The following is a 25454-nucleotide window of genomic DNA, read 5'->3' on the forward strand; positions in this document are numbered from 1 at the left end:
GACCATCTGTATATTATTTGTAGCTAAGATAATGATTTGCTAAATGGTAGTAACACCACAAGGTAAGAGACACACCCTTATCCTAGTTACAATTGCGCTCAAGTATACATATACCTTAGTGCGAGGGGAAGCATTCGCGATGTATCACCTTGCACTGCGTTAAAAGTCTGCGTAGGGAATAATTGGGGTGCCAGGAAACTCTAACGTCCCGTACACAGGATTGAAGTAATAGCGAATATAGAGCTGGCCAAAGTTTGGTTCGTAAAAGTCAGCGCGATCGATGGCTAAATAACCACCAAAAAACCAATGCGGCGTTATACGGTACTCAAAGCTCCCTTCAAGATTGTATGACACGCCAGAGCTGTCATCACTCTCAAATACAGGGTCTACCCCGGTAATCGCTTCTCTATCGTAGGCTTGTAGCTGCAAGTCAGTATCGTTAGGATAAAAATCAATGGCTTGGGTTTTTGTTTGCGAATACGAAATCCCCGTTTTTAAGCGATAAACAAAATTATCGCCCCAGCGCGCATCGTAGCTTAAAGGCACCGACAACCCAACGTAGTTTTGTGGGCTATAGTAACCGCCGTGGCCCCATGTTTCTTCACTTAAATTATACTGGTATGCCCAATGTAATAGACTTGCGCCGACGGTAAACTCACGCTCTTGATTACTAATAACGCGATAATAAGACCCGCCCATTACTCTATAGCGTTGGTTATCTTTAACATTTTGCCCTTTATAGAGCGTAAAGTCGGCGCTTGACCAAAAGCCCCAATCGCCACCTAAGTCATGAGATAGGTTGGCAGTTAGGCCTGTTGAGCGCACGCCGCCCCAAATTTCACCGGTATTTACATCTTCAAGCCCAGCATAAGAAAGCACGGAGCTTGTTACAGGGCGTTTTTCGAGCTCTAGGCTATAACCAAAGTCGCCAATACTGTTGGCGTAATTTACACCCCATACTATGTCTTCAATTAAAAAGCCAAGTGGGGTCGTGCCTACATCAACACGCCAATTTTCATTTTGCCATCCAATACCTATGTCGACCCCATCTTGCTCAGGGCTTACTTCATCAATAGCACAGGTAAATATACAAAGTGCACCTTGGCCGTAGCGGCTACCAGCAAATTGCTCATCAAAGCGAGTTGTTTGTGCGCTAATAGTGGTTGGGTCTATTTTAATAAACCCTTGGCCTTGCCAAAGTGGAAAGTAGGCCTCAATAGGTACTAAGCCTGCGCCAAGAGTTGCCTCGCTTTCGGTGCTTGTTTGGCCACTAAAGTTAACCCCAATAGCAATGTAAGCTTGGTTTTTGCTTTGCTCATTAATAAGCTCGCGCTTAGCGCCATTAATATACCACGCATCATTTTCATCTATGCGAGCAATTTGTTTATAAAACGATTCATCGTTTAGTCGTTGCTCGCTTGATAACGTTTTTAAATACCATTGCTTAGCTTGGTCTTGTTCATTAAAATTTCGGGCAACTTCAGCGCCCAAATAACTAAGCTCTTTATCATTGGGTGATTTAGCAATTAATTGATTGGCTAAAGCTAAAGCATCACCTGCGTAATTAAAGTCATTTAACGAGGCCATTATTTGGCGTTGTAAGTAGGCTTGCTGATCATCTGTTTGCGTTATTGCGCGCTCAGTAACTTCTTTTGCCTGAAAGTCGTTACCTAATTCTCTGTAAGCTTTTGCTATTGCAAGCATTGCTTGAGGTTCAATTGGCTGATTGTTTTTCAGTTTTTGCTGATAAACAATAATTGCTGACTCTTGCTGCCCCAGAGCTAAATTAGCATTTATTAATGCCGTGGTGATGGCGGGTGTACTTTGGTACTTTTGATCAAGCTGGTTAAGCTTTGCTAATAATTCGCCACCTTCGTAATACTGATTAATATACGTGGTGTATAAATTGACGTACTGTTCTACTTCGCCAGCACTTGCATTATTAGGCAAGCTGTAATGAGAAAACCATTGTTCTACAGCAGGGCGCTCGTTTTGTTCTAATAGCCACTGCGCGTAAAGCATATGCCAATAAGGTGATAAAGTAGGCTCAGTATTTAATGCAGTATTAATTAACTTTAGAGCGTGTTTTTTCTCATCTATTTGATACCAGCTACGCGATAGCTCGGCTTTCATTACAGGAGTTAAATTTTGCGCTTCTAAATTACTTAAATGAAAAATAGCCGTGGTTCTATTTTTAGTATTTAAGTGTCGCTCGCTTTGTCGAAGAGACTCGATGAGCCTAAGTTGTTGCTCAAGAGAAATTATGTCGTCATTTCGATCATTAACCGGCACATACTCTAAGGTGTTTAAAGCGCCTTGATAATCATCAATTGAGCGTAAAAATAAAGCATGGCTATAACGTAACTGTGGATTGAGCGGAAACTGCCAAAGCACATTATTAAATAACGTTTTTGCCTTTTTAGTTAACCCGTTTTGTTGATAAATAAACGCTAAATCGTAATAAAGCCAAGGCTGCTCAGGGGCCAGTTCAATAGCCTCTTTTAAGGTTTGCTCAGCAAGCTCTGTATCGCCTGCATCACTATATTGGCGTGCTTTTTCGCGAAGCTGGCTACTTAACGTTGCCGCATACACAGGTTTAAGTTGTGCTTTTTGAGACTGAGATAAAGCATTATAAAACTTGATTAACGATTGCTCATTGTTATCCAATTCAACAATTTCTAATAACCCTGTTAGAGCGCCATTATTAAGCGGATCATTTTTTAACACGGTTTGATAAATAGCGGCCGCTTGTGAATAATTACCTTGAGCAAATTGTAACAATCCGCGGTTATACAAAACGCTAGCAGGGTCTTGCTCAAGTGTGTCGGCTAAATTTAATTTAAGCAACGCCGTTTTAAACTGGCTATTATTTATGGCTTCTTTAGCTTGGCGTATGTAAAGCCAAAACTTCGCTGTGGTTGCTAAGTCTTTTAGCGTTTCTCGCTCGGCAAAGTCGGCGGTATGCGAATACGCCTTAGTAAAATAATTATAAGATGTTTGATTTTTACCCATACGCAAATAAAGGGTGCCAAGGCTGCGCATAATTGCGCCATCGTTAGGGCGTCCTTTGAGTGCTTTTAGTAAAAGCGGCTCTGCGGCAACGAGCTTGTTTTTTTCAAGTAACGCCTCACCTTTAAGCCATAGTTGGTAGGCCGGGTTAGCTAATAATTTTTGTCGCGCTTTTAAATCTTTTTTGAAATCTTGATACTGTAATTCGCCTTTGCTGCTAAACGGATACACGCTAAAGTAGCGCTGAAATTGTTTTTCTGTAGCGCTATTTAATTGCATGTTAGATAAAGCACCTAACCAGATTGTTTCTACTTCATTACTGTAGCGAGAGGTGGCACCATATTTACTTAAAATAGTTAGCGCGGTGCTATCAGTGGGGTTATTTCTGAGTAAGTGGCGCGCATATGCAATATCTACCGCGCTGATGTTTTCGTAACTGCGTAGTAGCCTTTCGTAGCCTTTTTTTACATTTTTCCATTGGCTTTGCTCTTGTGCATACCAACTTAAATGCTCAAGCTCAAACGCTAAGCTTGGATAGGTGTTTTTAAAAAGCCTGTTGTAAATTAATCGCGCTTGTTCGTAACGTCCCGCACGGGCAAGTAATTTAGCTTGCTGTATATCTGCTTTGTCTTCGTTTTCTAATCTAGCAATTAGTCGTAACTGTTCTACACAAGGGTGGGTACGTGTGTTGTTACCGTCAATTTTTCTTAAAATTTGATTTGCTTGTATAGCCTTACCATTAGCAAACTCAAAACGAGCAAGCGCACACTGGCTTTCTATTCGATTAGGGGCAATGGCCAATAGCTTTTGTAAGCTATCGGCAATTAAATCTTTATTTTCTTGCACTTCACCAATATTGATTTGGCTTAAAAGCCACTCAACAGAGTGTGTATCAATGTCATTATTTGTTTTAGCATGCACACTTGCGCTGACTGCTAACGTACAAACAACAGCCCATTTTAACGACATTCAGTGCTCCACCTTGGCTTGAGCGTCCCGTCTGCTGTTATTGAAAAGCGCTTATTAAGCGCGCTACTACCAAACAGGTTTAATACACTGTCGTAATAGCGTGTTTGTGTGAATGACTTATCGACCATTAACTTTTGTTGAATGGCCATAACCAAAGAATCATCGCCATTTTCTTTTAGCATGGGCAGTAGGGCAGCATTAAAGCCTAATGGGCCACGCTTTTGGGTTTTGCCAGAGCGTGCATAGGTATTTAAAGGAACGTAGCCACGGCTGTTTATAGCCTCTACAAAAGGGGTAAACTGCTCGCTTAGTTGTGCTTTGTATGGCGCATCGTTCGCCATCATGCTGGCCCATAAGTAAACCCTAATGGCATTAAAGCTGCCTAAATCGGTTGCTTTTTTATCGTAATAAAAACCTTTTGCTGGGCTATACATCACCCAGTCAGGGCTAACTCCGTTTTTAGCGGTATCTAAAATAAGCTTTGCAGACGCTTCATGTAATTGCTGCCAAGGTGAGTGCGGGTATAGTTTGCTAAATTGCTGATAAATAAATAACGGTGAATAACTAGGGTTGAGTTTATAGGTGTTATTTTCAAATTCAAACCCAGCAGGGGCGGGTAATAAAGTAAGCCCTAACCCTGAAATATAGGCGGTTTCTTCTCGCATAATACGCTGCGCTAATACAGCAGCTAAAATACTATAGCGGCGGTCATCCCATAAAATAGCTGCTTGCGATAAACTATATGCTATCCATAAATCAGAATCTGATGCTGGGTTTGAGTCTATAATCCCATAGGTATCATTGCCTGTTTCACCCCATTGCCACGCAGGCAGACGTGTACTTAAATCGCCTTCAGAGAGATGGTCTTGCGTCCAATCTAAAATGCTATCAAACGCGGCTTTATCATTTGCTACTAGCGCAAAAAATAGTGCGTATGATTGCCCCTCTGAGGTGGTAATATTTTGCTTTGAGCCTAGGTCTATTACGCGACCGTCATCACTAATAAAGTGATTTTTAAATACGTGCCACCCCTGCCAAGGCTCGCACTGCTGCGTTTGCGCTGACACAGAAAAACTTAAAAAAGCGGCTACTAATAATGCTCGGTTAAGTAATGTCATTATTCATCTCCTTCAGCTAAACGCTTATGGGTGAGTGCTTGTAGTAATCGCCATAAAATAAATGAAATTAGTAACAGCGTTAATATAGAAAGCAGGGCTAAAATAAATGGATGGTCAGATAAATGGAACCACACCAGCGTATGTACAGGAATATGACCAACAAAGTATTGCTCTTCAGTTTTTATTGTTTTAACGCCTTGTGAGTTTATAACCGCAGCACTGCCTTTTAATTGGCTTAATGTTTGCGAGTCCATAAGGGTTTTATCAATTAAGCCAAATGCTTTTTCAGTGGTGGCATTAAGTGACACAACAGAGCGTTCAGAATCAAAAGGAGATTGATAAGCTGTAATTACCGCCATATCTCCGCTACTTTTTACACTCACTTGTATTTTATCTGTGGCTTGCTCATCGTATGCACCGTTGTAAATTGCTTGCTTTATTTCACGTTGGTTATTGGTTAAAAGTACGTTTGTATGCGCATCTTCATCTAGTTGCTGAGCTTTGCTGCCAGGCTTTGCAACAACTAAAATATCTTTGTCGTCTAAATCAACATTTTCATTTAAATGGGCCACTGTCATTCTGTGGGTTGGATACCCCGTTATTGCGCCAAAATGACCGGTAAGATTAAACAGCAAAGTTAACGCTTTTGCAGAAGGCTGCGGGTCAATTAGTACAAGTGTTTGCTGTAAATCGGCATATTTGGTGTACGGGAAGCCACTGTTCGCAAAAACATTCAAATCTGGCAGGGCAATGTAATGATCAAAGCCACTTACATCAATATTAGAATTACCATCAATAACACCAAACTCACCACCAGGTGGTGCTATTGCACACTCACCTTTTTTCAGCACACCAAATCTAAAATCAAAGTTTAGCTCGTTCCGAGTGGCTAAGTTTATGCCATTAAGTGAAAAGTTTTCTGCGTTTTGTGTAGTATCGGTATTGGCAATAAGTGGCAATAATGTTTTTGTAGTATTGAGTGCAGAGTCGTCATTATCTAACAAATATCCACTAATAAACTTTTGATTAATCAACATATTTAACCGAGAGTCCAAAGACTCGCTCTCGGGTGTGCTGCGATATTGCAATGTAATGGGGATGCCTTTTTCACGCCAAGTAAATAAATCTGGAGCAAAGCGCACGTTTAATTTTACGGGGCCGTTATTTAACCCTTGTGCTTGTAGCTGATTGTCAAAATCAATTAATTCGTCAAAGTGTACAGCTCTATCAGCGCGTAACCAGCGCGGGGCATCGTACGCCTTGCGAAGCGGTAGTTGGTTAATTGCTTCTATGCTAGCGGTTCTGCCGGTCATGACTTTATGGCCAAAGGCCAATCCCGTGACGGCGGTTTTTAAATCGTCTTCATCACGCCCTAAAATAAGCAACATTTTGCTGTATCTATGTAGTGGGTTTGAAATAATCTCAACGGTTGGCTTTTCCACATCGGGATAGTCTTTTAAAAAGTCAGGCTTTGAATCGTTGGTAATAAAAACCACGCTGTGCGTATCTAATGATTTGTTAATCACCACCGGAAAATCAGCACCACGCCAGTCAGCTTGCGCGCCAAACCAGCTTGAAAGAGTCGCAGCCGCTTCAATCGTTTTGGTGTTAGGTGTTTTTGCAAACACAAACGGTAAGCTTAACTTATTGTAATCTTTGGCATCAAAAAAGGGCTCTGGTAAATATTCTAAACGGCTATCTATTGCCAGTTGCTTTTGATTGAGCGTGATATTGCTCGATTTATTAATTTCGGTCCAAATAGAGCGACTAAAGTAATCTTGGCAACGTAAATCATAATAACCAACAAGCTCAAACCGTACTTGGTTGTAGTCTTGTACATACTTAGCATTGAGTTTTAGGCTATGGTTAACGGTATTTTTAACCACACTTAGTTGCTCATTTATGGGCAGTACAGTGACTAAGTTTTCATTAAAATACACTTTTAAATGCGACACGTTAGCAATCAATGATGGCGAGTTTGTGTACGAAAAATTAAGCTGTAAATCGGTGCTTAATTTATCAATGCGGTTGGTAAAATCCACTCTTGAGTTGTTGTTTATGCCATCAAGCTTGTAGCCATCAAAGCCTAAAGCAGCAAAGTCTAATCTTAAACTAGACACGTTGGCGCTTTCTGGGTAGCCATTTATAAACACAGATTTATCGTGCATTGGCTCAATAGCACATGCTTTGTAAGCACTGCATGTTAAAAACAGTATTAGAAATGTATTAAGCAAATTTTTAATCATAATTATAATGCACTATTGGTTTTTTAGGGGTGAAAGAGTTTATATATACAACAATTTTTGTCATTAGTTTTACAAAGGGTTGTAATGGCTTAGGAGCATGAAACAATAAATTACTAAATCCTCTTAGGCTTGTTTTTTGTACTTCTTTAAAGCTATATGAAGGGCGGTCATGACGAAAATTATTTTGCCAGTCAAGCCACGCATCCGCTCTTGAAAAAGTACATTGTATAAATGCTTTTTGCTTTTCGAGCGAGAGATCTTTTAACGTTAAGCCTATTTGTTTGTTTCGGGTGTTACATACATACGTTGTAAACGAAAACTGTTTATTACCGCGGCTCATTAATAGCTCTATTTTGTCGTTTACTCGGCATAAATGAGCGTGCTCTGTTTCAATACCCACTCCATTATCAGAGTAATCGGTAATTTTAACTTTTAACGTATGCCCATTTGCTAAGCGCACGCCCGCCGGAAAGTTTGCCTTAATACGGTGTGACTGCCTTACTTGCCTTGCCTCTGCTGCAACGGCTACCGCAGCGCCTAAAATAATAATATTATAAATTGCCCAGCCCATGCTGATTAACAAAACGCCCACTTGGCTCGGATCGCCAAAGCCTAAGCGTAAAACACCTACAAGCATGCCAACTAAGTTTATGAGTAAAAGTACCAAGTAGGGTTTAGATATACCCCAATCGTAATGTTCTTTATCATTTAAGCCGCCTTTTTCTGTTACGTTAAACTTACCCTTATTAGGGTTTATTAGCGCAACGGTTGTAGGCTTTAATATGTACCAGGCAAGAACAGACTCATACACTTCACCCCAAAAAGAGTAGCGATATTTACCCTGAATTCGTGAGTTGGTCGCTTTTATTTGTATGAGTGTAGGCACTACATAAATAAAAATAGCTAAAAACGGCGCATAGATAATGTAAGCATTAAAGTATATGAGCGCCAGTGGCGCGGTTAAAAATACAATACGCGGAATACCCGATAAAAAGTGCAGCATGGCGTTTAAGTAGCACAGGCGCTGTGGTATATCGAGCCCTTTACCTAAAATTGGGTTATCGAGCCTAAATATTTGCGCCATACCCCGAGCCCAACGAATACGCTGGCCAATATGTGCAGAGAGGCTGTCGGTGGCAAGCCCTGCAGCTTGTGGGATATTTATATAAGCGGTTTTATAACCGGCACGTTGCATACGCAGTGCAGTGTGGGCATCTTCGGTTACCGTTTCAAATGCAAAGCCACCAATATTGTCGAGTGCTTCACGTTTTAAAACGGCGCATGAGCCACAAAAGAAGGTGGCATCCCACATGTCATTACCATCTTGGATCAACCCATAAAAAAGCATGTTTTCATTAGGGATTTGGCTGTGGTTATTTAAATTACGCTCAAACGGGTCTGCTGAGAAAAAGTGATGCGGTGTTTGCACTAAACATACTTTGCTGTCTTTTAAAAATTGCCCCATGGTCATTTGTAAAAATGAGCGGGCAGGTACGTGGTCGCAGTCAAAAATAGCAATGTAGTCGCCGTTAGTGTAGCGCATGGCGCTATTCATATTACCGGCTTTAGCGTGGTTATTATCGGGCCGTGTTAAATAACCCACCCCCACTTTTTGAGCAAATTCTTTAAACTCAGGGCGTTTGCCATCATCAAGAATATACACGTTGAGCTTATCAGCAGGCCAATCAATGCTCATCGCCGCAAGTGTGGTAGGCTGTACAACGCTTAATGGTTCATTATAAGTAGGAATGTATACATCAACTGTTGGCCATAAGTCGGTGTTTTCTGGCAACGGAACGGGTTTACGCTCAAGGGGGTTTATAGTTTGAAAAAAGCCTAAAATGAGCACTAGCCACGCATAGGTTTCTGCCAGCAGCAAGCCTGCGCCTAATGTAAGCGCAACAGGGTCATCCCAATTGAGGGTTTCTGTGTAGCGCCACCATAAATAACGTGATGAAGTGGTTACCGATAGGGTGATCATTACAATGGTGGCCATTTGTCCTTTAACGCGCTTAAGCCCGTATGCCACTATCAAAATAAAACTAATAAACACGGCTTGTGCTTCTAGGCTAAACGGAATGGTTATAAAAATAGCCAGTAAAAACAATATAAAGGCTACAACCACATATTTTATTAGTTTATTTTGCCAAATCTTAGCGTCAGCCATGGTTTTAAAAGCACTTTTTTTAGAACCCTTAACGTTTTTTGATAACAAACGCTTTAGTAATCTACCTAGCTTTAAGTCAAACCAACGCAACTGTTTAAGTGAATAACTTACCCCATTATAAAACTGATTTGATAGCCGCTCCCTTACAGAGTTATTTTTAGGTTTGTATTTAAAAAATAACAAATAAACGCTTTGAATGATAAAGCGCAAAATATTTGAATAAATAAACGTGCGGTACGGCAAGCGAAGATGCGGGTAGTAATCATATAAAATAAGTTCAAAGTTAATTTTGTGGTCTTTTATATTGATAAACAATGAACTAATCAGCGTAATAAAAGGCATTAAAAAGGCTTCTATTACGTTTACTTTGTGCTGGTTAAAATAACTATGAAACTTAAATAAAATATAACGTACAAGTTTTTCAGTAAAAATAATGCTTAACAGTAAATACAAAGTACTGTGTATTGGGCGCTTATAAAATAAAGAAAAGCTCATAACTACAGGGCCGATTTACTTACAAGCCAGCCGGCAAGTGTTTCAAAGTCATCGTTAGCAACACTGTAAGGCGCACAATTAAGCGCTACATTTCTATAGGCTGTAGACTCTTTAATTACTTCATCACTATTTATAAAAAAGGGCGCCATAAGCGGCAAGGTAGATTGCCATAAAGAAAACAGGTCAAACTCAAGTGTTGATGCAGAGTTATAACGATTGACTAAAAAGAAGTGTTTCCACTGGTTGTCAGTGTGTTTTAACGTTTGTAGTTTTTTATAAATTAAGCTGTGGCAAATAGCATCACAATTAACTATTTCAATCACTATGTCGTTTTTATCGAGCGGATAGTGGGTTATATCAATATGTGCAGGGCAATCAAAAAGAAGCCAAGCATTATTGTTATAATCCAGTTTATTGCAATTGTTTATGAAATCGAATAACGCGGCGGTACTAACACTTTTATCGCCAAAAGGTAAAAACACTATGCCATCACTATCTTGATGAAAGTGCTCAAGGGCTTGTTCAAAGCCCTGCTCGTTACTCCAGCCGTGGTTGTACTGCCAAGGCAGGCCAAAGTGCAGGCCCAAATCGCTTTTAGAGTCTAAATCTATAGCAATAACGTCAGAGCCTGACTTTTTTAATACGCAGGCTAAGTTGGCAACCATAGAAGTAGCGCCAGTGCCGCCTTTAATACCTTTTAGAAAAATTCTTTGCAAAGGGTTGTTTACCTGTCGTTTCAATTACTACTTACGCATTTACTGCACGGTGTATTTCGTTCAGTAATGCGTATTTTTCTATTGTTTGTTTATTTTTTTGTTTATTAACAATTTCAACGTAATCTTCACTTTTGCCGCCAAAACGCCGTGCAAGGTTCTCAATGTCATTTGATGTTAAGGTTTCAGAGCTTTTTGTCGTTAAATTACGCATTGTTGCCTTTATGGTGAAGTTTATTATTTTTATTTAAAGTGGACAATATTTGTCTATTATATATAGAATAGCGGGTAAAACTAGTAAAAAAGTATTTTTTATAGGCTAAATTCAGTGCAAAACTTTAACATTTCAGGCTTGCAGCCCTCTGCTGCAGAGCTAAAACCTGCATCGTTATATGCAATTTTAGCCCCTTTAGACAATTTTGCTACTGAACTGGCATTACATGCAATTAATAAACCCTCAGCCTCTGATATTTATATTGTTTCTTCTCAAATAGAAACATTTTTTGAAGGCCCTTTTAGCGATGCATTAAATCATGCATTTGACCAACACAAAGTGCATCCGTTTAGGTTTTCGGCAGATACACGTGACTGGCCAAAGCAACAAATAATTAACAATACGCTAAAAGAGCTAAATGCTTATAAACAGCTAAATAATGCATTAGTCATTGTTCACTTTAGTACGACTGATTTAGCCTCATTGGATCAAAAGCAACTGATGCAAAGTGTTCAGACCTATAAAAAATTTAGTACACAATCAGGAGCGACCGTTTTATTTTTAGTTTCTGGCCCTGAGGTGACTAACTATCGCTTTTTATTAAGGCGGTTAAATTCGGACCTCGACGGGTTGGTATATGTTGAAAATGATTCAACAGTGCGCGTACTAGAGTACGATTATTGGCATCACAGTACAGGTATCATCGCCTCTGTACAGTATCCATTAATGATTGAAAATGGCTGCTTTAAAGTGCAGCAAAATAGTATTACGGAACAACAAACCTCAACATCGGGTGTATTTGCAGATGAAGACGACGTGTGGATTGTACAAGGAGCTATTCCTGAAGGGACCAAGCTTCCTGCAAAATATAAAATAATAAAAGACAACAATGCGCTTTTTTCAAAAGGCCCTAAATTAGAGGCGGCAACATTGGTATTTGCAGTTTCGCGTTATACCGATTTAGCCCTGCTTGCCAAGCAATGTTTTGAGCTGAGAAAAAACTGTGGTCGCTGGCTTAAATTAGTGATTCAGAACGTTGACGGGGTGATCCGCCATCAAGATGAATGCTTATTTTTGACCTTAGGTGTTAATCTTATTTTGTATAGTTTTTCAGAGCCTTCAAGGTTGCTCTCACAAGTTCAGTCAATTCAAGGGTTTCAATTTTCAAGACCGTTACCGCCTTCTATTGAACATGTACTTCAATTTACCGAAAATACCTTTTCTAAAGGTTACCTGCCTTTTATAGAATTTACCAAACAGGTAGAAGTTCACAGCGACTCAGCTGTAAATTTAGGGGTAAGCGGGGTGTTAGTTAAATTAGAGCTTTTGCCTCGGATTGACCCAATCCACCCTTTGCATTTATTTCATATAAAGCGAGAGGGTGACGTATTCAGTTTGGTAGAAAACACCGTGTATTTGTATTTACATGCGTGTCGCGAAAATGATGTAAACAATGCGATAAAGCACTTGTTTAAATTAGAAACAAACGATTTTTTTGCGCAGCAAAATATTATTTCCGATCATTTTTATATTCAGCAAGAATGTAAACAGCTTAGGCGTTATTATGCGGGCCAAGATATAACCGATTACTCTGCCCAATTAAAAGAGAATGAAAGCTATAAATTTTCGCAAAAAATAGATGCAAGTGTTGCAGCTGATTTAGAAACACCAGAGTTTACTAAAAACGAGCGCGCAGATGCTGTGCCGTTTAAAATGGCCATAAAGAGTAACGTATGAGTATCAATCAATTATTGATTACAGCAATTTTAGCGATGCTAGTTGGCGTATTTTTATGTATGTCGGGGTCGTTGATACTGAAAAAAATAAAAAAATACTATGCTCAGCTTACGTTTAAACATGAAGTACTCGAACCTTACAAACCAAATAGAATAAAGAAGGGTAAATAGTGAAATTATCAGGCTTAGGGGTGTGGAACCTCTATTTTTTAGTTAAGTTTGCACTTTTTTATTATGGTGCAATCGACTTTGGCTTATTAGCAAATGCTGCGCTGGCTGCTTTTTTTGCTATTTCTTACACGCACCCTTTACTAAATAAAGCCAAACATTGGTTAGGCGCAGTAATGGCCATTGTTTTACTTTATAAAGATTCGTGGTTGCCCCCTATAGACCGTTTAACACGCCAAGCTGGTAACGTGCAAGACTTTAGCTTTGGCTACTTTTTAGAGCTCATGGCGCGTGTCATTAATGTTGATATGTTATTGGCACTGTTTGTTATTACTGTGTGCTTTTGGTATTGCTCACAGTGGATACGCTTTACCACCGTAACAATAGTTGGGCTTATGTTTGTAGCCTGGCAGGGGACAAACAACGAGGATAATTTAATTACACAGCCAGTGGCGGCTAATAATGTTCAAACAGCAGCGCCTCGTGCACAAGCACAGGTGGTAACACAAGAAGCAAAATCGCCTGATCAGCAATTAAAAGAGTTTTATCAGCAACAAAGTTTGCTAGCAAGCCAGTTCCCTCAGCAATATAATGGCGAGTTATTTGATGTCATAGTACTAAATATTTGCTCGATGGCCGTGGCTGATCTAGAGGCTATTGGCGTAAGCCTTGATGATTTATATAGCGATTTTGATGTGGTGTTTTCTGATTTTAATTCGGCTACTTCTTACTCTGGGCCTGCTGCAATTCGCCTGCTACGAGCAAGTTGTGGTCAAACAAGCCAAACTGCCTTATTTGAAAATGCACCAGAGCAGTGTCATTTGTTTAAAAATTTAGAAAACTTAGGTTACAAAAGCAATGTGGTTATGAACCACGACGGCCACTTTGATGAGTTTAAAGGTTTGGTGAAAAAGTTTGGTAAAATAGATGAGCAGCCTTACGATATAACTAGCTTACCTGTAGCTCAATATGGGTTTGACAACAAACCTATTTACTCAGACGGGGCAGTACTAAACTCATGGTTAAATGATAAAGGTGAAGACTGCGCGCCATGTGCTATGTATTACAACACCACCAGTTTGCATGATGGCAATCAACTAGCGAATCAAGCCCGCATGAGTAGCCTTGAAAGTTACCCAATTAGACATAAAAACTTATTTAACGATATTAACGGGTTTATTAAAAACCTAGAAAAACGTGGTCGTAATGTCATGCTGATGATAGTACCTGAACACGGCGCAGCATTAAAAGGCGATAAAGTGCAGTTTGCTGGGCTTCGTGAGATACCAAGCCCAAGTATTGTATCTGTTCCGGTGGCGATTAAGTTTATTGGTAAAAATGTACAAAGCTATTCACAAACGCTTGTAAGCGAATCAACAAGTTACTTTGGTTTATCGGAGCTAATTAGTGGCGTGCTTAGCACAAACTTTTTTGCAGGTAATGGCAATATTGCCGACTTAGTTGATACGCTGCCTCTTGCACCTAAAGTAGCCGAAAACGCTGACACAATAATGATGTATGTTAATAAGCGCCCTTATATTCAATTAGATGGCGGAGACTGGACCCCATACCCGCAAAATTAATAGCATATTTGCACGACCCCTTTTAAAACGCAGCTTACACGCTGCGTTTTTTAGTTTTAAGCTGCACGTTATTACAGTTTGATGTTTATAGGCGTGAGTTTACAGTGATAAAGACGATGGCTTGTCCAAATTTGTTTACAATTTACTGTATTGAATAACGGAGTTAGCGTATTATTCGGCTAATATAGTTTTTCCTTATTCGAGGATGTATGCGTCTAGATATTCATTGTGCCGACCGTGTAGGTATTGCCCAAGAGATCCTAAATATTTTAGTAAACTACGATGTTGACTTAAAAGGGATTGAGGTTGATTCGGTAAATTGCCGTATGTATGTAAGCTTTCCTGAAATTGAATTTGAGCAATTTCAAAAAATTATGCCTTCTATTCGTTTGATTGATGGCGTACATGATGTTCGCACAACCGCCTTTTTACCCTCTGAGCGAGAGCATAACGAATTAAATACACTGCTGCGTGCACTTCCCGATGGCGTTATCTCGATTGACGCAAAAGGGTGGGTACGTTTGTGTAACGACGCTGCCTGTAAAGACCTACAGTTGAGCGAAAAAGAAGTGGTAGGGGCCAATATTAATAACCTACTAAAAGGGTTTAACTTTACGCGTTGGTTAGAAGGCAAAGAAGTACTTGGACAAACAACCCGGGTAGATGTTGCCGGTGAAGACTTTATTGCCGATATTTTACCGATTGCCGTCCCGCAAGGTGGTGAAGGTGACGTGTTAGCTGGTGCGGTTATAAATATAAAATCGCAAAGCCGCCTTGGTCAGCAGGTCAGTGCCTTTAGACGTTACGGGCAAGAAAGCTTTGCAACTATTCACAACTTTAGTACTGCTATGCGCCGTGTAGTGCGCGAAGCACGAAAAATGTCGCAGCTAGAAGCCCCCATTTTAATAACCGGAGAAACTGGCACAGGTAAAGAGCTCCTTGCTCGTGCGTGCCACTATGCCTCTAATCGTTCGGTTAAGCCGTTTATTGCACTTTCGTGCGCATCTTTGCCCGATGATGTGGCTGAATCTGAATTATTTGGTTACGCCGGATATGAAGAAAACACCGCACCTAAACGCGGGGTCCTAGAGCAAGCAGATGGCGGTACTGTGTTTTTAGATGAAGTTGGCGAAATGTCTACACAGCTACAAACAAAGCTGCTGCGCTTTTTGCAAGACGGCACATTTAGAAAAGTGGGCGACGAAAACGAAGTAAAAGTAAACGTGCGTATAATTGCAGCCACACAAAAAGATTTACCCGCGATGGTGCAAGAGGGCGTATTTAGAGAAGACTTATACTATCGAATTAATGTACTCACATTAGAGATTGCACCACTGAGAGACCGTAAAGCTGATGTGGGCCCATTAGCCGAGCACTTTATTCAAAAGTACGCACAGCAAAACGGCCACGCAATTCCGCTTTTATCACAAGAGTGCTTACGCTTTTTACAAGAGTACCCGTGGCCAGGTAATGTGCGCCAGCTAGAAAATGCAATTTATCGGGCGGTGTCGTTACTTGATGATAGCGAGCTACGTGTAGAGCATTTGCAATTGCCCACCTTTACCCACGATTTAGGCTACTTAGAGTCAGATTTTGAAGGGTCGTTAGATCAAGCTGTAAAACGTTTTGAAGCAACCTTGCTACGCAAATTGTATCCGGCTTACCCAAGCTCAAGACAATTAGCTAAGCGTTTAGGGCTTAGCCACACTGCAGTGGCAAATAAACTACGAGATTACGGTATTAATCGCAAAACTGTTAAAGTTTAATAGCCGCTTTACTGGGCACTAGCTCTTAGTGCCCATGTTTTTAGTAACCCCATCAATGGCGATAGTTTCTATGCCATTTTCATCAAAATTAATCACTATGCTTGCGTTATTACGAGTAAAAAAGTAACTGCGGCCATTCAGCTCAATCACGTAATTGCCTTTTACGGGGTCTTTAAATTGCTGCTTTTTCAAACTGACAGTATGTTTACCTATTTGCCAATCAAACGCTTCAATAAAGCCATTATTAAACTCTTGTACCCACACTTGGCTATCGTCTTTAGCTAAAGTGATTGCTACCGAGTATGAGTTAGGTAATTGCGACATATCGTAGCTTTTGCTACCTATCGAAAATTTACCAAGCTGCTGCTGCCATGCAAAGCCAAAATTAAAGGTTTTTTCTATACCTGTTGGGTAAGTTACCGTACCTGGGCCTTTAATTGTAAAATCGGCCAGTGCGCTGGTGCTAATGCATAATAAACTGGTTGTGAAAAGTGTCGCTAATTTATATTTCATACTATGACTTTTTTATATTTATAATTTGAGATTAAAACAGAACATTCGCCTTAACAAGTGGCTATGTTACACTGAGTTAACTTTATACTGGTAAGACCTTCTCGTGAACTTATATATTAGACTTCTTTTATTATTTTTTAAAATTAAGCGCAACCGCGACTACCAACAGTTACTTGATACTGTTGATATTGATTACAAAGCACTGCCAACAGACTGCGATATCAACCTGCATCTAACAAACTCGCGTTATTTGGCTATGATGGACTTGTCGCGCACTTGGATGATTGAGCGAATTGGTCTATTAAAACAAGTAATGAAGCGCCGTTGGTTTCCTATTGTTAATGCTACAGCCATTACTTATATTCGCGATATTAAACCTATGCAGCGTTATACCATTAGTACCAAGCTGGTGGGGTGGGATCATAAATATTTTTACATTGAACAAAAGTTTCATTCTGCGCGTGGCCTGCACGCTATAGCGTATGTGCGCGGTGTGTTTAAAAACAAAAAAGGCATTGTCAGTATTGAAGAAATGCTTGAAGTAGCCGAGTTTGATGGTGTAGCGCCTATTTTGCCAAGCGAAATTATGCACTGGAAAGAAATGCTTGAGCAAAAAAAGGTGAATAACCTTCCTAAATAATTTTCATAAAATAAGGCCTTTCGGCCTTAAACACATAGAACATAGGCGCTGCAAACTTAATTAAAAGCTGTACCTTACACCAAACATGGCAACGACAGGGTCAAGCTCAACGGTTGATGTAAGGGCTTTTGCACCATTTGCATACACAGTGGCATCGGTATCTATATCAATCATTGATACCATGGCATGTAGCCCCCAATGTTGATCGATTTTATAGTTAGCGCCTACTTGTGCAATAAAGCCAAACGAATCATCGAGTTTTACTTCAACATCATCAGTGCCTAGGGTTGCTTTTAGCGCTTGAGAAGGCTGCTCGTCAAAAAAGGTGGTGTAATTTAACCCTACACCAATAAACGGGCGTAGCGCGTAACTTGTATCTAAAAAGTGGTATTGCGCAACCAATGATGGCGGAAGCTGTTTGATGTCGGCAATTTTATTGCCAGCTAACCCACCCGCGCCATTTACATCGTGCGAAAACGGCGTAGCGGCAATAAGCTCTACCACCCACTTATCGTTAAATGCATAATCGATTGTAATACCTAGCTGCGTGTCAGAGTCGCCTTTTAGACCCAGGGTTGGCGCTTCGTTAATTGCCGAGCTGCTGTTATCTGGATTTACATTAATAGCGCCAACATTAACGCTAAGGTTAGCGTGTGCCGCAGGGGTAATAGCAAGTAAAGAGGTAAGTAATGCAATGCTGATTTGGGTTTTCATGTTGTGCTCCAATAACTACTTTTTGATTGACGCTATTATTACAATCTCCGAGCGTTGAAAACCTGTTCTAGATCAAAGTTTCAAAAATGTTTGAAGTATGTGAACCCTTTTCTTGATTTAGATTAAAGTCAGTGCAAAAAGTATTTTAATTAATTGACGCAGTTATATATTTAACGGTCATCGCACTGTATTAACTTTGCCATTATTTGGTCATATTCTCGCGCTTTAATAATCTCTCTTATGGTTATTGAGTGTGTTGTTATGTCTGTTGCAAAAGTATCGCAAAACAGTGTAAGTAAGCCTTTAAGCGCGGTGGTAAAAAATACGCAAACGCTTATTAGGTTTGAGTCTGTAACGCCTAATCAAGGCGGTGCCATAGATTGGCTTAGCAATGAGCTAACTGCGCTTGGTTTTAACTGTGAGCAGTTTATTTGTGAAGGCGTTACCAATTTAATTGCCTACGTTAGTTTTGAACAAGAAGGACCATGTGTTGCGTTTTCTGGGCATATTGATGTTGTGCCCGCCGAGTCGGGCAACTGGCTAAGCCCGCCTTTTGCCGGCAATATTATTAATAATGCCGTGTATGGTCGCGGCGCTGCCGATATGAAAGGCGGTGTGGCGGCTATGCTTGGTGCTACTAAGGCACTATTAAAAGAGACTAAAAGTAAAAAAGGGCGTTTTTACTGGCTTATTACCTCCGATGAGGAAGGAGAGGCCGAATTTGGCTCAGAGGTAATAGCCGCGCATTTAGCAAAAAATAATATACAACTTGATGGCTGTATTGTTGGTGAGCCGACAAGCTCTACACACGTAGGCGATACAATTAAAAATGGTCGCCGAGGCGCTATTTCTTCTCGTATAAAAGTACACGGCAAGGCCGGACATGTTGCCTACCCACAGAACACTATAAATGCTGCGCATATTGCGGGTAATATTGTAAATTGTTTAAGTAATTTAACATGGCCTGACGATGAGCCAAGCTCTAAAACCACCTTGCAAGTGACCGGCATTAATATAAATAATGTTGTTGATAATTTAGTGCCTAGCGAGTGCGAAATTACCTTTAATGTGCGATATAGCCATGGTTATACAAGCAATGCAATAAAGCACTGTATATCAGCGGCGCTGAGTGAATACGCCCAGCACCTGGAGGTTGAATGGGAGCGAGCGTGTGAGCCCTATTATACGCCACCAACAAACGGGTGGAGTTTATTGCAGCACTTGGAGCACACCATTTATGCGCAAACAGGGAGTTACCCCATGTTAAGTACCAGTGGCGGTACTTCTGATGGCCGATTTTTTGCAAACCAGCATACCCAAGTTATTGAGTGCGGCGTTAAAAATAGTACCATTCATCAGGTAAACGAGCATGTTCCGGTTGATGATTTACTTAAAATTGAGGCCATTTACACAGATTTATTAGCGCGAATTTTTAGCCATAAATAGTAATCGCCCGATAAAAATAAACAGCGAGAATCACCTCGCTGTTTGTTTGAGTAGGGCGTGTTGATCTTTAATGATTGAGTTTGCAGCAGTATGTTTGGTTTTTAGGCAAGGCAGAGCCTATGAAGTGTGGTTATTCCCCATAAATAGGCGATAACGCAGCATAAATGCCAAACATGCGCTGCCCTTCGGGTTCTGCCTAGGGGCGATAAACTCTTTGTTGCTCGGTTTTTACTTAGCCCACTAGGTTACAAACCTCGCGCCGCGATTAAATCGCCCCTAGATTGAACAAATTTCAATCCGTAAAGTTCAACACGCCCTAACCTAAATAGCGCTTGGCTTTATTTTCTTTTACGTTTTGTAAATCTACTAGCACTAACCCATCAATACAGTTGTTAAAGTCGGGGTCGATACTAAAGCTTAAAAACTTTACGCCGCCAGGCTTGCACAGCTCAGTATATTGCTTAAATAGCGTAGGAACTTGTGCCCCCATATTGGCCAGTACATGTTTTAATTCTACAAAGTCTTCTTTTACATCGTTGCCACTAAAAACAGTTTTACACTGAGTGAGTTGTTGCTCGCTTAATTTAAACTCGTTATTGGGGGTGGCGAGGTGTTGTTCTGATTTATAATAATGTTGATAGTAATGCACAAGCATGGCTTTTGCTTGTTCAGGTAAGGCGTTAGAAACGCTCACCGCGCCAAATAAGTAACGATATTGCGGGTAGTTTTTAATAAATGCGCCAATACCGTACCATAAGTAGTCTAAGCTTTTACGCCCCCAATATTTAGGTTGCACAAAGCTGCGGCCAAGTTCTATACCTTGCTCTAAATACGGTTTCATTGCTTGTGTGTAACTAAACAAACTATCGGTGTATAAGCCTTCTCGGCCATGTTTCTCTATTATTTCCTTTGCACAAGCAAGGCGATATGCACCCACTAATTCTAGCTGCGTAGGATCCCATAGCACTAAGTGTTGATAATCCATATCATATTTGTCGATGTCGCGGCGTTTTCCGCTGCCTTCACCCACCGCTCTAAAGGCAATTTCTCTCAGTCGTCCAAGCTCTCTAAACACTGGTGAGCTGCCAGTGTACTGATATAAATGAATATGCATGCCATCTTGTGTTTTGCCTAATAACTGACAACTCTCTATGGCTTTTTTAAGCTCTTTGCGGCACTCAGGTATTGCAATAGGGGTTTGGGTTTTAAGGGGAAGGGGCTTTTTAGTGGTAAGGCGATAAAGTTGCTTGCGAATGAGATTAACGATTTCTTTATCTTTTAAGTTTTCGATTAAATATGACTCAGGCGGAATGGAAGCGCCAATTTCAAACTCTAATGACTTTTGTCGCTGCTTAAACATTTCTTTTACTAATAATAAGCTCGCAAGTGGTTTGTAAATCATTGAGGTGCCATAAAAAAGCGGGCTGTTTTTGGCTTTTATATAAATAGGTAAAATAGGGCTGTTTGCTTTTTTAGCCATGCGTAAAAAGCCACTGTTCCACTTGCAATCTTTAATACCGGTAGGGCTTAAACGCGAGACCTCTCCCGCAGGAAAAATAAGTAACGCACCTTCATCTTTTAAGTGTTTTTGTATATTACTTAATTCTTGTTTTTTACTGGTTCCCGATAAATTATCTACTGGCAACAGCAATGAATGCATAGGGGTGACCGACATTAGCATGCGATTGGCAACCACTTTTAAATCTTGCCTAACGCTGGAAAGTACTTTTATCAGCGCAAGTGCGTCGAGCGAGCCAATGGGGTGGTTAGCCACAATAACTAACTTACCTTCGCTGGGTATGTTTTCAATTTGCTTTGGTTTGTAGCGGGTATCAAAGTCAAGCTCATCAAGCACTTGTTCAACAAACTCTAGTCCTTGTAAATGGGGGTAAGCATCGCCAAAGGCGACAAATTCTTGTTCATGTAATAAGTAGCCAAGCCCCTTTTTAACTAAACCTTTTACTTTAGGGGAGTTCTCTAATTGTGGTAAGTTTGCAGCTATTACTTTATCAACGCTTATCATATTAACCTCATTTACAATTTGGCCTATTCGCCATCCTGTTTAGAGTAAAAAAAGGGTGTGACATTTACTTTGCAGTTGTGTGACTTTTTAAAGAGCAAATAACGAGCTGCTCAGTTGTTTATTAGTGTAGATAAAATTTATTCAATAAAATTAGGAGCTTCTATGTCGGTATTAGTAGCCATTACCGGGCGAGATAATACAAAGCTAATTGCAAAGCTAAAAGAGCTATTACCCAATGAAGAGATAATGCAATGGCCAGAGTGTAAAAAGCTCAACAATGTAGAGTTTGTATTAGCCTGGAATGCACCAGATGATTTGTGGCAGCAATTACCAAATTTAAAAGCGGTGTCATCGTTTGGGGCGGGTGTGGATAGTATTAATATGTCTTTATTGCCTAAAGAGGTAGACGTGGTTCGCATTGTTGATACTGAGCTTGCTCAAGATATGGCTGAGTACGTGCTAGGCCATGTACTTGCGCACAAGCTGCGTTTAAAAGAGTATTTTGTTAAGCAATCACAATGCAATTATAAACCTAAGCGCGCATATAAATATAATCACGTGGGTATTTTAGGCTTTGGTGAGCTAGGTAAAGCGTGCGCCAAAAAACTAACCCTGAATGGCTTTACGGTAAGCGCTTGGTCAAAAACTGAAAAAAGTGATGAGCAGGTGCATCTATATTCTCAGCAGCAAGGCCTTAATGAAATGCTGCCCACAATTGACTACTTGGTATGCCTACTGCCGCTAACAAAAGATACTAAGGGTATTATTAATGCCGATTTATTAGCTAAGTTACCGGCCCATGCCTGTGTAATTAACGTTGCCAGAGGAGAGCACCTAGTAGAGCAAGATTTAATAGACGCACTTAACAGTGAAATGTTAAGGGCTGCCACGCTCGATGTATTTACCCAAGAGCCGCTACCGCACGACCACCCATTTTGGCATAACGCTAAAATAACGATTACACCACACTGCGCCGCGTTATCTGATTTAAATAGCGTAACAGCGCAAATTGCAGAAAATATTAATCGCCTAAAAAGCGGCCTTACATTAAATAATCGGGTTAATAGAACAAAAGGTTATTAATAGATAGCAAAACAGTTTAACAAACAGCTTGTTAACATTTGTAATTTTAATTATTGTGAAGTTTAGTCACTAAAATAAAAATAATAAGAGTAACGTATGAAATCAAGTCAAGGCGGAGTAAAACTAAGTTTAGTAGTGGTTTCTATTATAGTGCTAGGCGTGTCTGCTTGGTTTAACCAAGCAAGTGCCGATCAAGTGCCACAAAGCAAAAGTTCACAAACTTCACAAAGTGAATAGGTGCACTTGCAGGCAAATTATAAAAAGTGGGCTCTGTTAATTTGTTTTTGGCCTAATAAAGCCAGATCATTAAAGAGTACCCACCTTTCATTAGGTCATTTAATTACTAAAGTGCGCTTCGTTACTGGTATTTAGTAAAATAAGTTAATTAGTACCGTTTAGCATGGATCTCTCGGTTTTCATGCTTTTTCTCATCACTTTTTTTAAGCAACACATACGTTGCGCCACTGCCACCATGGTGCTTTAAAGCGGTATGATACGCTAATACCGCGGGTAGAGCCTGTAGCCACTTATTAACATAGCTCTTTAGTATACCGGGCTTAGCTTTATTTTTTATACCAATGCCATGGCGAACTAGTACAACGCGAATGTTTCGCTGGTGGCAATCAGTAATAAAGTTAAATAATGTTGTGCGTGCGTTTTTAAGTAATTGGCCATGCAAATCTAATGTGGCATCAACTTGGTATTTAGCTAAGCGTAAGTTTTTAAATACTGCGCTTTGTACGCCATCTTTTTTAAAACTGAGTAATGCATGTGGGTCTAAAAGCTCTACATGCTCAGATTGTAAGTAATTTTCGTCATTCGCAAGGCTAAGCTCGGCAGCTTTGCGTTTTTCTTGTTGGGCAAGGGTGGCACTGGGATTACTTGCAAGGGGAGTTACAGTATCGTGGTTTATAGGTTTTACATCTTCCATAGAAGATAAAAATAAATCGAAATCAGATAAAGACATAGTAAGACCTAAATGAGGATTAATACGAGATAAATTTTATCTTAGTTCAATCTGTTCCCCAAGCCTTTTAATTTTTCAAATAAAAAAGCCCAGCAAGGCTGGGCTATAAAATATTCTAAGGGGAAATGTTAACTCTGCGTTACATTAAATTGTCCAAACGTATATACTTTGAACAAGTAAAATGTATTGATCAACACTAAACTCATATTCGAAATAACACTCGACGACATTAAATCCAAGCTAAAAGACAAAAATAACAGACCACATGCACTAATCGCTGCAACACGCAGTATTGTTATGTGGTTAATAAAGAATGCACCTAAACCTAGTGCAAGTAATACAGTGTTTAAAAGCCAATCTAGCTCGTTTAGCATGGTCGTTTCAATAGTTCAGTTGTTGAAAAAAGGAGCGCCATTATGTTGATCTTTTGCACACCTTTCAACCAAGTAATTTTAAATTTTCAGATTAGTTTTTTTAATGCTAAATATAGCTAGCTAGTGCTGCAAAAAAGCCATTATTTTTTATTAGTTGGTACTTTTGACAGCTTTGCGGCGCCTTCATATCTGCGCATAAATAAAGGGCATTGCGCTTCTCGTCTAGCTGCGGGTGTAAGTTTGAATCAAGTAATGTACGGCCATACCCAAAGACCCCAGGCCAATAAATACTTTCGCTCACTAACCCTAATTTTTTATAGGTGAGCAAAGTTGGTTTTGGAAAAATAATGGCTACGGAAAAAATGACAGCCAGCGTAATAAGTAACCCTTTTTTAGACTTTACAGGCTGCTCTGCTGGGGTAGATGTTGGGTTAGCTGAAGATTGCGGTGCTGTTTGCGGCCTATTGCGGGGCTTTTTTACAGGGGTTTTTCTTTTTTGTGGTGTTTTACCAAGCAATGATTGTTTTTTTGTGTTGTTTGACATAAAGCAAATCTGGCCTTTTGAGCGTAGGTCTCTATAATAAAATGATTAAATATCTAGTTATATAATAACTTATACAATGCTTTTAGCCTACGAGGAAGATACATGGATACGCAGCTATCAATTTTAATAGTAGATGATGTTAGCACAGTGCGTAGTTTTTTGAGCCAAACGCTCATGCACTTAGGAATAGAAAACGTTAAAGAGGCTTCAACGGCTAAACAATGCATTAGCGAGTGCCAAGCAGCTAATTACAATATGATTTTTTTAGATATTGAACTGCCTGACGGCGATGGTAAAGAGTTAATCGCGCAAATTAATGATATTAACCCTGAAACTAATGTGGTGATGGTGTCGGCCCATTCAGCAGTAGAAAATGTTAAAGAAGCCATTGATAAAGGTGCTAAAGGATTTGTGGTTAAGCCATTTACGCCTAAAAAAATTGCGGCCATGTTGAAAAAGTTTTATCCCGATTTGGAAAACGTTTAACCAGCTTTAATAGTAATGCGTTAAATTAGCTTAAAGTTTAGCGGATTGCTAAATACCAAATTTTAGATATAAAAAAACCGGCCTAGGCCGGTTTTTTAATCATAAAACAAATTATAGCGCTTTAATTTTAGCTGCTAAACGGCTCTTATGACGAGCTGCTTTGTTTTTATGAATTAGACCCTTAGTTGCGTAACGGTCTAGGATAGGTGTAGCAACAGAGAAAGCTTGCTGTGCAGCTTCTTTATCGCCAGCTTCAATAGCAGCGGTTACTTTTTTGAAGTAAGTACGCATCATTGAACGACGGCTTGCGTTGTGCTGACGGTTTTTTTCGCTAGTGATAGCGCGTTTTTTTGCAGACTTGATGTTAGCCAAGGTTTGCTCCTAACAATCTTAAATAAAGCTTAAATTAAAGGCCGTGGAATATGCCTGTTTTTATCATGAATGTCAATTTAAATTTAACAACTCAAGAAAAACTGCTCC

21 protein-coding genes are annotated in these 25454 nt (G+C 40.0%); 8 read left to right on the plus strand and 13 right to left on the minus strand.

All coding sequences use genetic code 11. The features are described from left to right. Nucleotides 1–159: 159 nt before the first annotated feature. The 6 genes from SJY38_RS03375 to bcsR are packed head-to-tail and all read right to left on the minus strand — an operon-like array spanning nt 160 to nt 10931. Nucleotides 160–3978, minus strand: coding sequence for a cellulose synthase subunit BcsC-related outer membrane protein (locus tag SJY38_RS03375; protein ID WP_377109286.1), 3819 nt, complete (start codon nt 3976–3978; stop codon nt 160–162). Then, nucleotides 3969–5096, minus strand: coding sequence for a cellulose synthase complex periplasmic endoglucanase BcsZ (gene bcsZ, locus SJY38_RS03380; RefSeq protein WP_286744117.1), 1128 nt, complete (start codon nt 5094–5096; stop codon nt 3969–3971). The genes SJY38_RS03375 and bcsZ overlap by 10 nt, the downstream gene beginning before the upstream one ends. Next, nucleotides 5096–7342 carry a cellulose biosynthesis cyclic di-GMP-binding regulatory protein BcsB gene (gene bcsB, locus SJY38_RS03385; protein ID WP_282337726.1) on the minus strand — a complete coding sequence of 749 codons (2247 nt, stop codon included), beginning with the start codon at nt 7340–7342 and terminating at the stop codon, nt 5096–5098. The genes bcsZ and bcsB overlap by 1 nt, the downstream gene beginning before the upstream one ends. Beyond that, nucleotides 7335–10004 carry a UDP-forming cellulose synthase catalytic subunit gene (gene bcsA / locus SJY38_RS03390; protein ID WP_288421652.1) on the minus strand — a complete coding sequence of 890 codons (2670 nt, stop codon included), beginning with the start codon at nt 10002–10004 and terminating at the stop codon, nt 7335–7337. The genes bcsB and bcsA overlap by 8 nt, the downstream gene beginning before the upstream one ends. A gap of 2 nt (nt 10005–10006) precedes the next feature. Then, nucleotides 10007–10720 (minus strand): cellulose biosynthesis protein BcsQ, encoded by a 714-nt coding sequence (gene bcsQ, locus SJY38_RS03395; protein WP_286744123.1) that lies wholly within the window; start codon nt 10718–10720, stop codon nt 10007–10009. Nucleotides 10721–10751: 31 nt separating this feature from the next. After that, nucleotides 10752–10931, minus strand: coding sequence for a BcsR/BcsP family cellulose biosynthesis protein (bcsR, locus tag SJY38_RS03400; RefSeq protein ID WP_004588341.1), 180 nt, complete (start codon nt 10929–10931; stop codon nt 10752–10754). A 114-nt stretch (nt 10932–11045) separates the two neighbouring features. Between bcsR and bcsE the strand changes: the two genes are divergently transcribed. The 3 genes from bcsE to tyrR all read left to right on the plus strand — a co-directional run bounded on the left by bcsE (nt 11046) and on the right by tyrR (nt 16184). Beyond that, nucleotides 11046–12668, plus strand: coding sequence for a cellulose biosynthesis protein BcsE (gene bcsE / locus SJY38_RS03405; protein WP_288421655.1), 1623 nt, complete (start codon nt 11046–11048; stop codon nt 12666–12668). A 169-nt stretch (nt 12669–12837) separates the two neighbouring features. Further along, a complete protein-coding gene (bcsG, locus tag SJY38_RS03410; RefSeq protein WP_377109287.1) occupies nt 12838–14418 on the plus strand; it encodes a cellulose biosynthesis protein BcsG in 1581 nt (526 codons plus the stop codon). 209 nt (nt 14419–14627) lie between these two features. Further along, nucleotides 14628–16184 carry a transcriptional regulator TyrR gene (gene tyrR / locus SJY38_RS03415; protein ID WP_004588344.1) on the plus strand — a complete coding sequence of 519 codons (1557 nt, stop codon included), beginning with the start codon at nt 14628–14630 and terminating at the stop codon, nt 16182–16184. Nucleotides 16185–16202: 18 nt separating this feature from the next. Here tyrR and SJY38_RS03420 read toward each other — a convergent pair whose 3' ends face one another. Then, a complete protein-coding gene (locus tag SJY38_RS03420) occupies nt 16203–16697 on the minus strand; it encodes a hypothetical protein (protein ID WP_024032286.1) in 495 nt (164 codons plus the stop codon). 103 nt (nt 16698–16800) lie between these two features. On the opposite strand from SJY38_RS03420, the gene SJY38_RS03425 reads away from it, so the two are divergent. Beyond that, nucleotides 16801–17337, plus strand: a complete 537-nt coding sequence (locus tag SJY38_RS03425) for a thioesterase family protein (RefSeq protein ID WP_004588346.1) — start codon at nt 16801–16803, stop codon at nt 17335–17337. Nucleotides 17338–17397: 60 nt separating this feature from the next. Here the strand turns inward: SJY38_RS03425 and SJY38_RS03430 are convergent, their stop codons facing one another. Then, on the minus strand, nt 17398–18051 hold the full coding sequence (locus SJY38_RS03430) for an OmpW family protein (protein WP_004588347.1): 654 nt from the start codon (nt 18049–18051) through the stop codon (nt 17398–17400). 261 nt (nt 18052–18312) lie between these two features. Between SJY38_RS03430 and dapE the strand changes: the two genes are divergently transcribed. Continuing rightward, a complete protein-coding gene (dapE, locus tag SJY38_RS03435; protein ID WP_286742844.1) occupies nt 18313–19497 on the plus strand; it encodes a succinyl-diaminopimelate desuccinylase in 1185 nt (394 codons plus the stop codon). A 316-nt stretch (nt 19498–19813) separates the two neighbouring features. Here dapE and SJY38_RS03440 read toward each other — a convergent pair whose 3' ends face one another. Next, complete coding sequence (locus SJY38_RS03440) at nt 19814–21520, minus strand: lysophospholipid acyltransferase family protein (protein ID WP_029774118.1); 1707 nt, start codon at nt 21518–21520, stop codon at nt 19814–19816. Nucleotides 21521–21682: 162 nt separating this feature from the next. On the opposite strand from SJY38_RS03440, the gene SJY38_RS03445 reads away from it, so the two are divergent. Further along, a complete protein-coding gene (locus SJY38_RS03445; protein WP_377109288.1) occupies nt 21683–22603 on the plus strand; it encodes a 2-hydroxyacid dehydrogenase in 921 nt (306 codons plus the stop codon). A gap of 96 nt (nt 22604–22699) precedes the next feature. Next, the gene (locus tag SJY38_RS03450; RefSeq protein WP_024032281.1) at nt 22700–22840 is read left to right on the plus strand and encodes a hypothetical protein; all 141 of its coding nucleotides are present in this window, start codon (nt 22700–22702) and stop codon (nt 22838–22840) included. Between the two features lie 148 nt (nt 22841–22988). Here the strand turns inward: SJY38_RS03450 and smrA are convergent, their stop codons facing one another. The 3 genes from smrA to SJY38_RS03465 all read right to left on the minus strand — a co-directional run bounded on the left by smrA (nt 22989) and on the right by SJY38_RS03465 (nt 24488). Next, the gene (gene smrA, locus SJY38_RS03455; protein WP_024032280.1) at nt 22989–23570 is read right to left on the minus strand and encodes a DNA endonuclease SmrA; all 582 of its coding nucleotides are present in this window, start codon (nt 23568–23570) and stop codon (nt 22989–22991) included. Between the two features lie 128 nt (nt 23571–23698). Further along, nucleotides 23699–23944 (minus strand): hypothetical protein, encoded by a 246-nt coding sequence (locus SJY38_RS03460; protein ID WP_083901815.1) that lies wholly within the window; start codon nt 23942–23944, stop codon nt 23699–23701. Between the two features lie 106 nt (nt 23945–24050). Further along, nucleotides 24051–24488 carry a hypothetical protein gene (locus SJY38_RS03465; RefSeq protein WP_054983026.1) on the minus strand — a complete coding sequence of 146 codons (438 nt, stop codon included), beginning with the start codon at nt 24486–24488 and terminating at the stop codon, nt 24051–24053. A 102-nt stretch (nt 24489–24590) separates the two neighbouring features. Between SJY38_RS03465 and SJY38_RS03470 the strand changes: the two genes are divergently transcribed. Further along, nucleotides 24591–24974, plus strand: coding sequence for a response regulator (locus SJY38_RS03470; RefSeq protein WP_004588354.1), 384 nt, complete (start codon nt 24591–24593; stop codon nt 24972–24974). 111 nt (nt 24975–25085) lie between these two features. On the opposite strand, the gene rpsT is transcribed toward SJY38_RS03470, so the two are convergent. Then, the gene (gene rpsT, locus SJY38_RS03475; protein ID WP_004588355.1) at nt 25086–25346 is read right to left on the minus strand and encodes a 30S ribosomal protein S20; all 261 of its coding nucleotides are present in this window, start codon (nt 25344–25346) and stop codon (nt 25086–25088) included. Nucleotides 25347–25454: the final 108 nt, after the last annotated feature.

It is taken from the genome of Pseudoalteromonas sp. R86517 (assembly GCF_042466295.1).
Lineage (GTDB): Bacteria > Pseudomonadota > Gammaproteobacteria > Enterobacterales > Alteromonadaceae > Pseudoalteromonas > Pseudoalteromonas atlantica.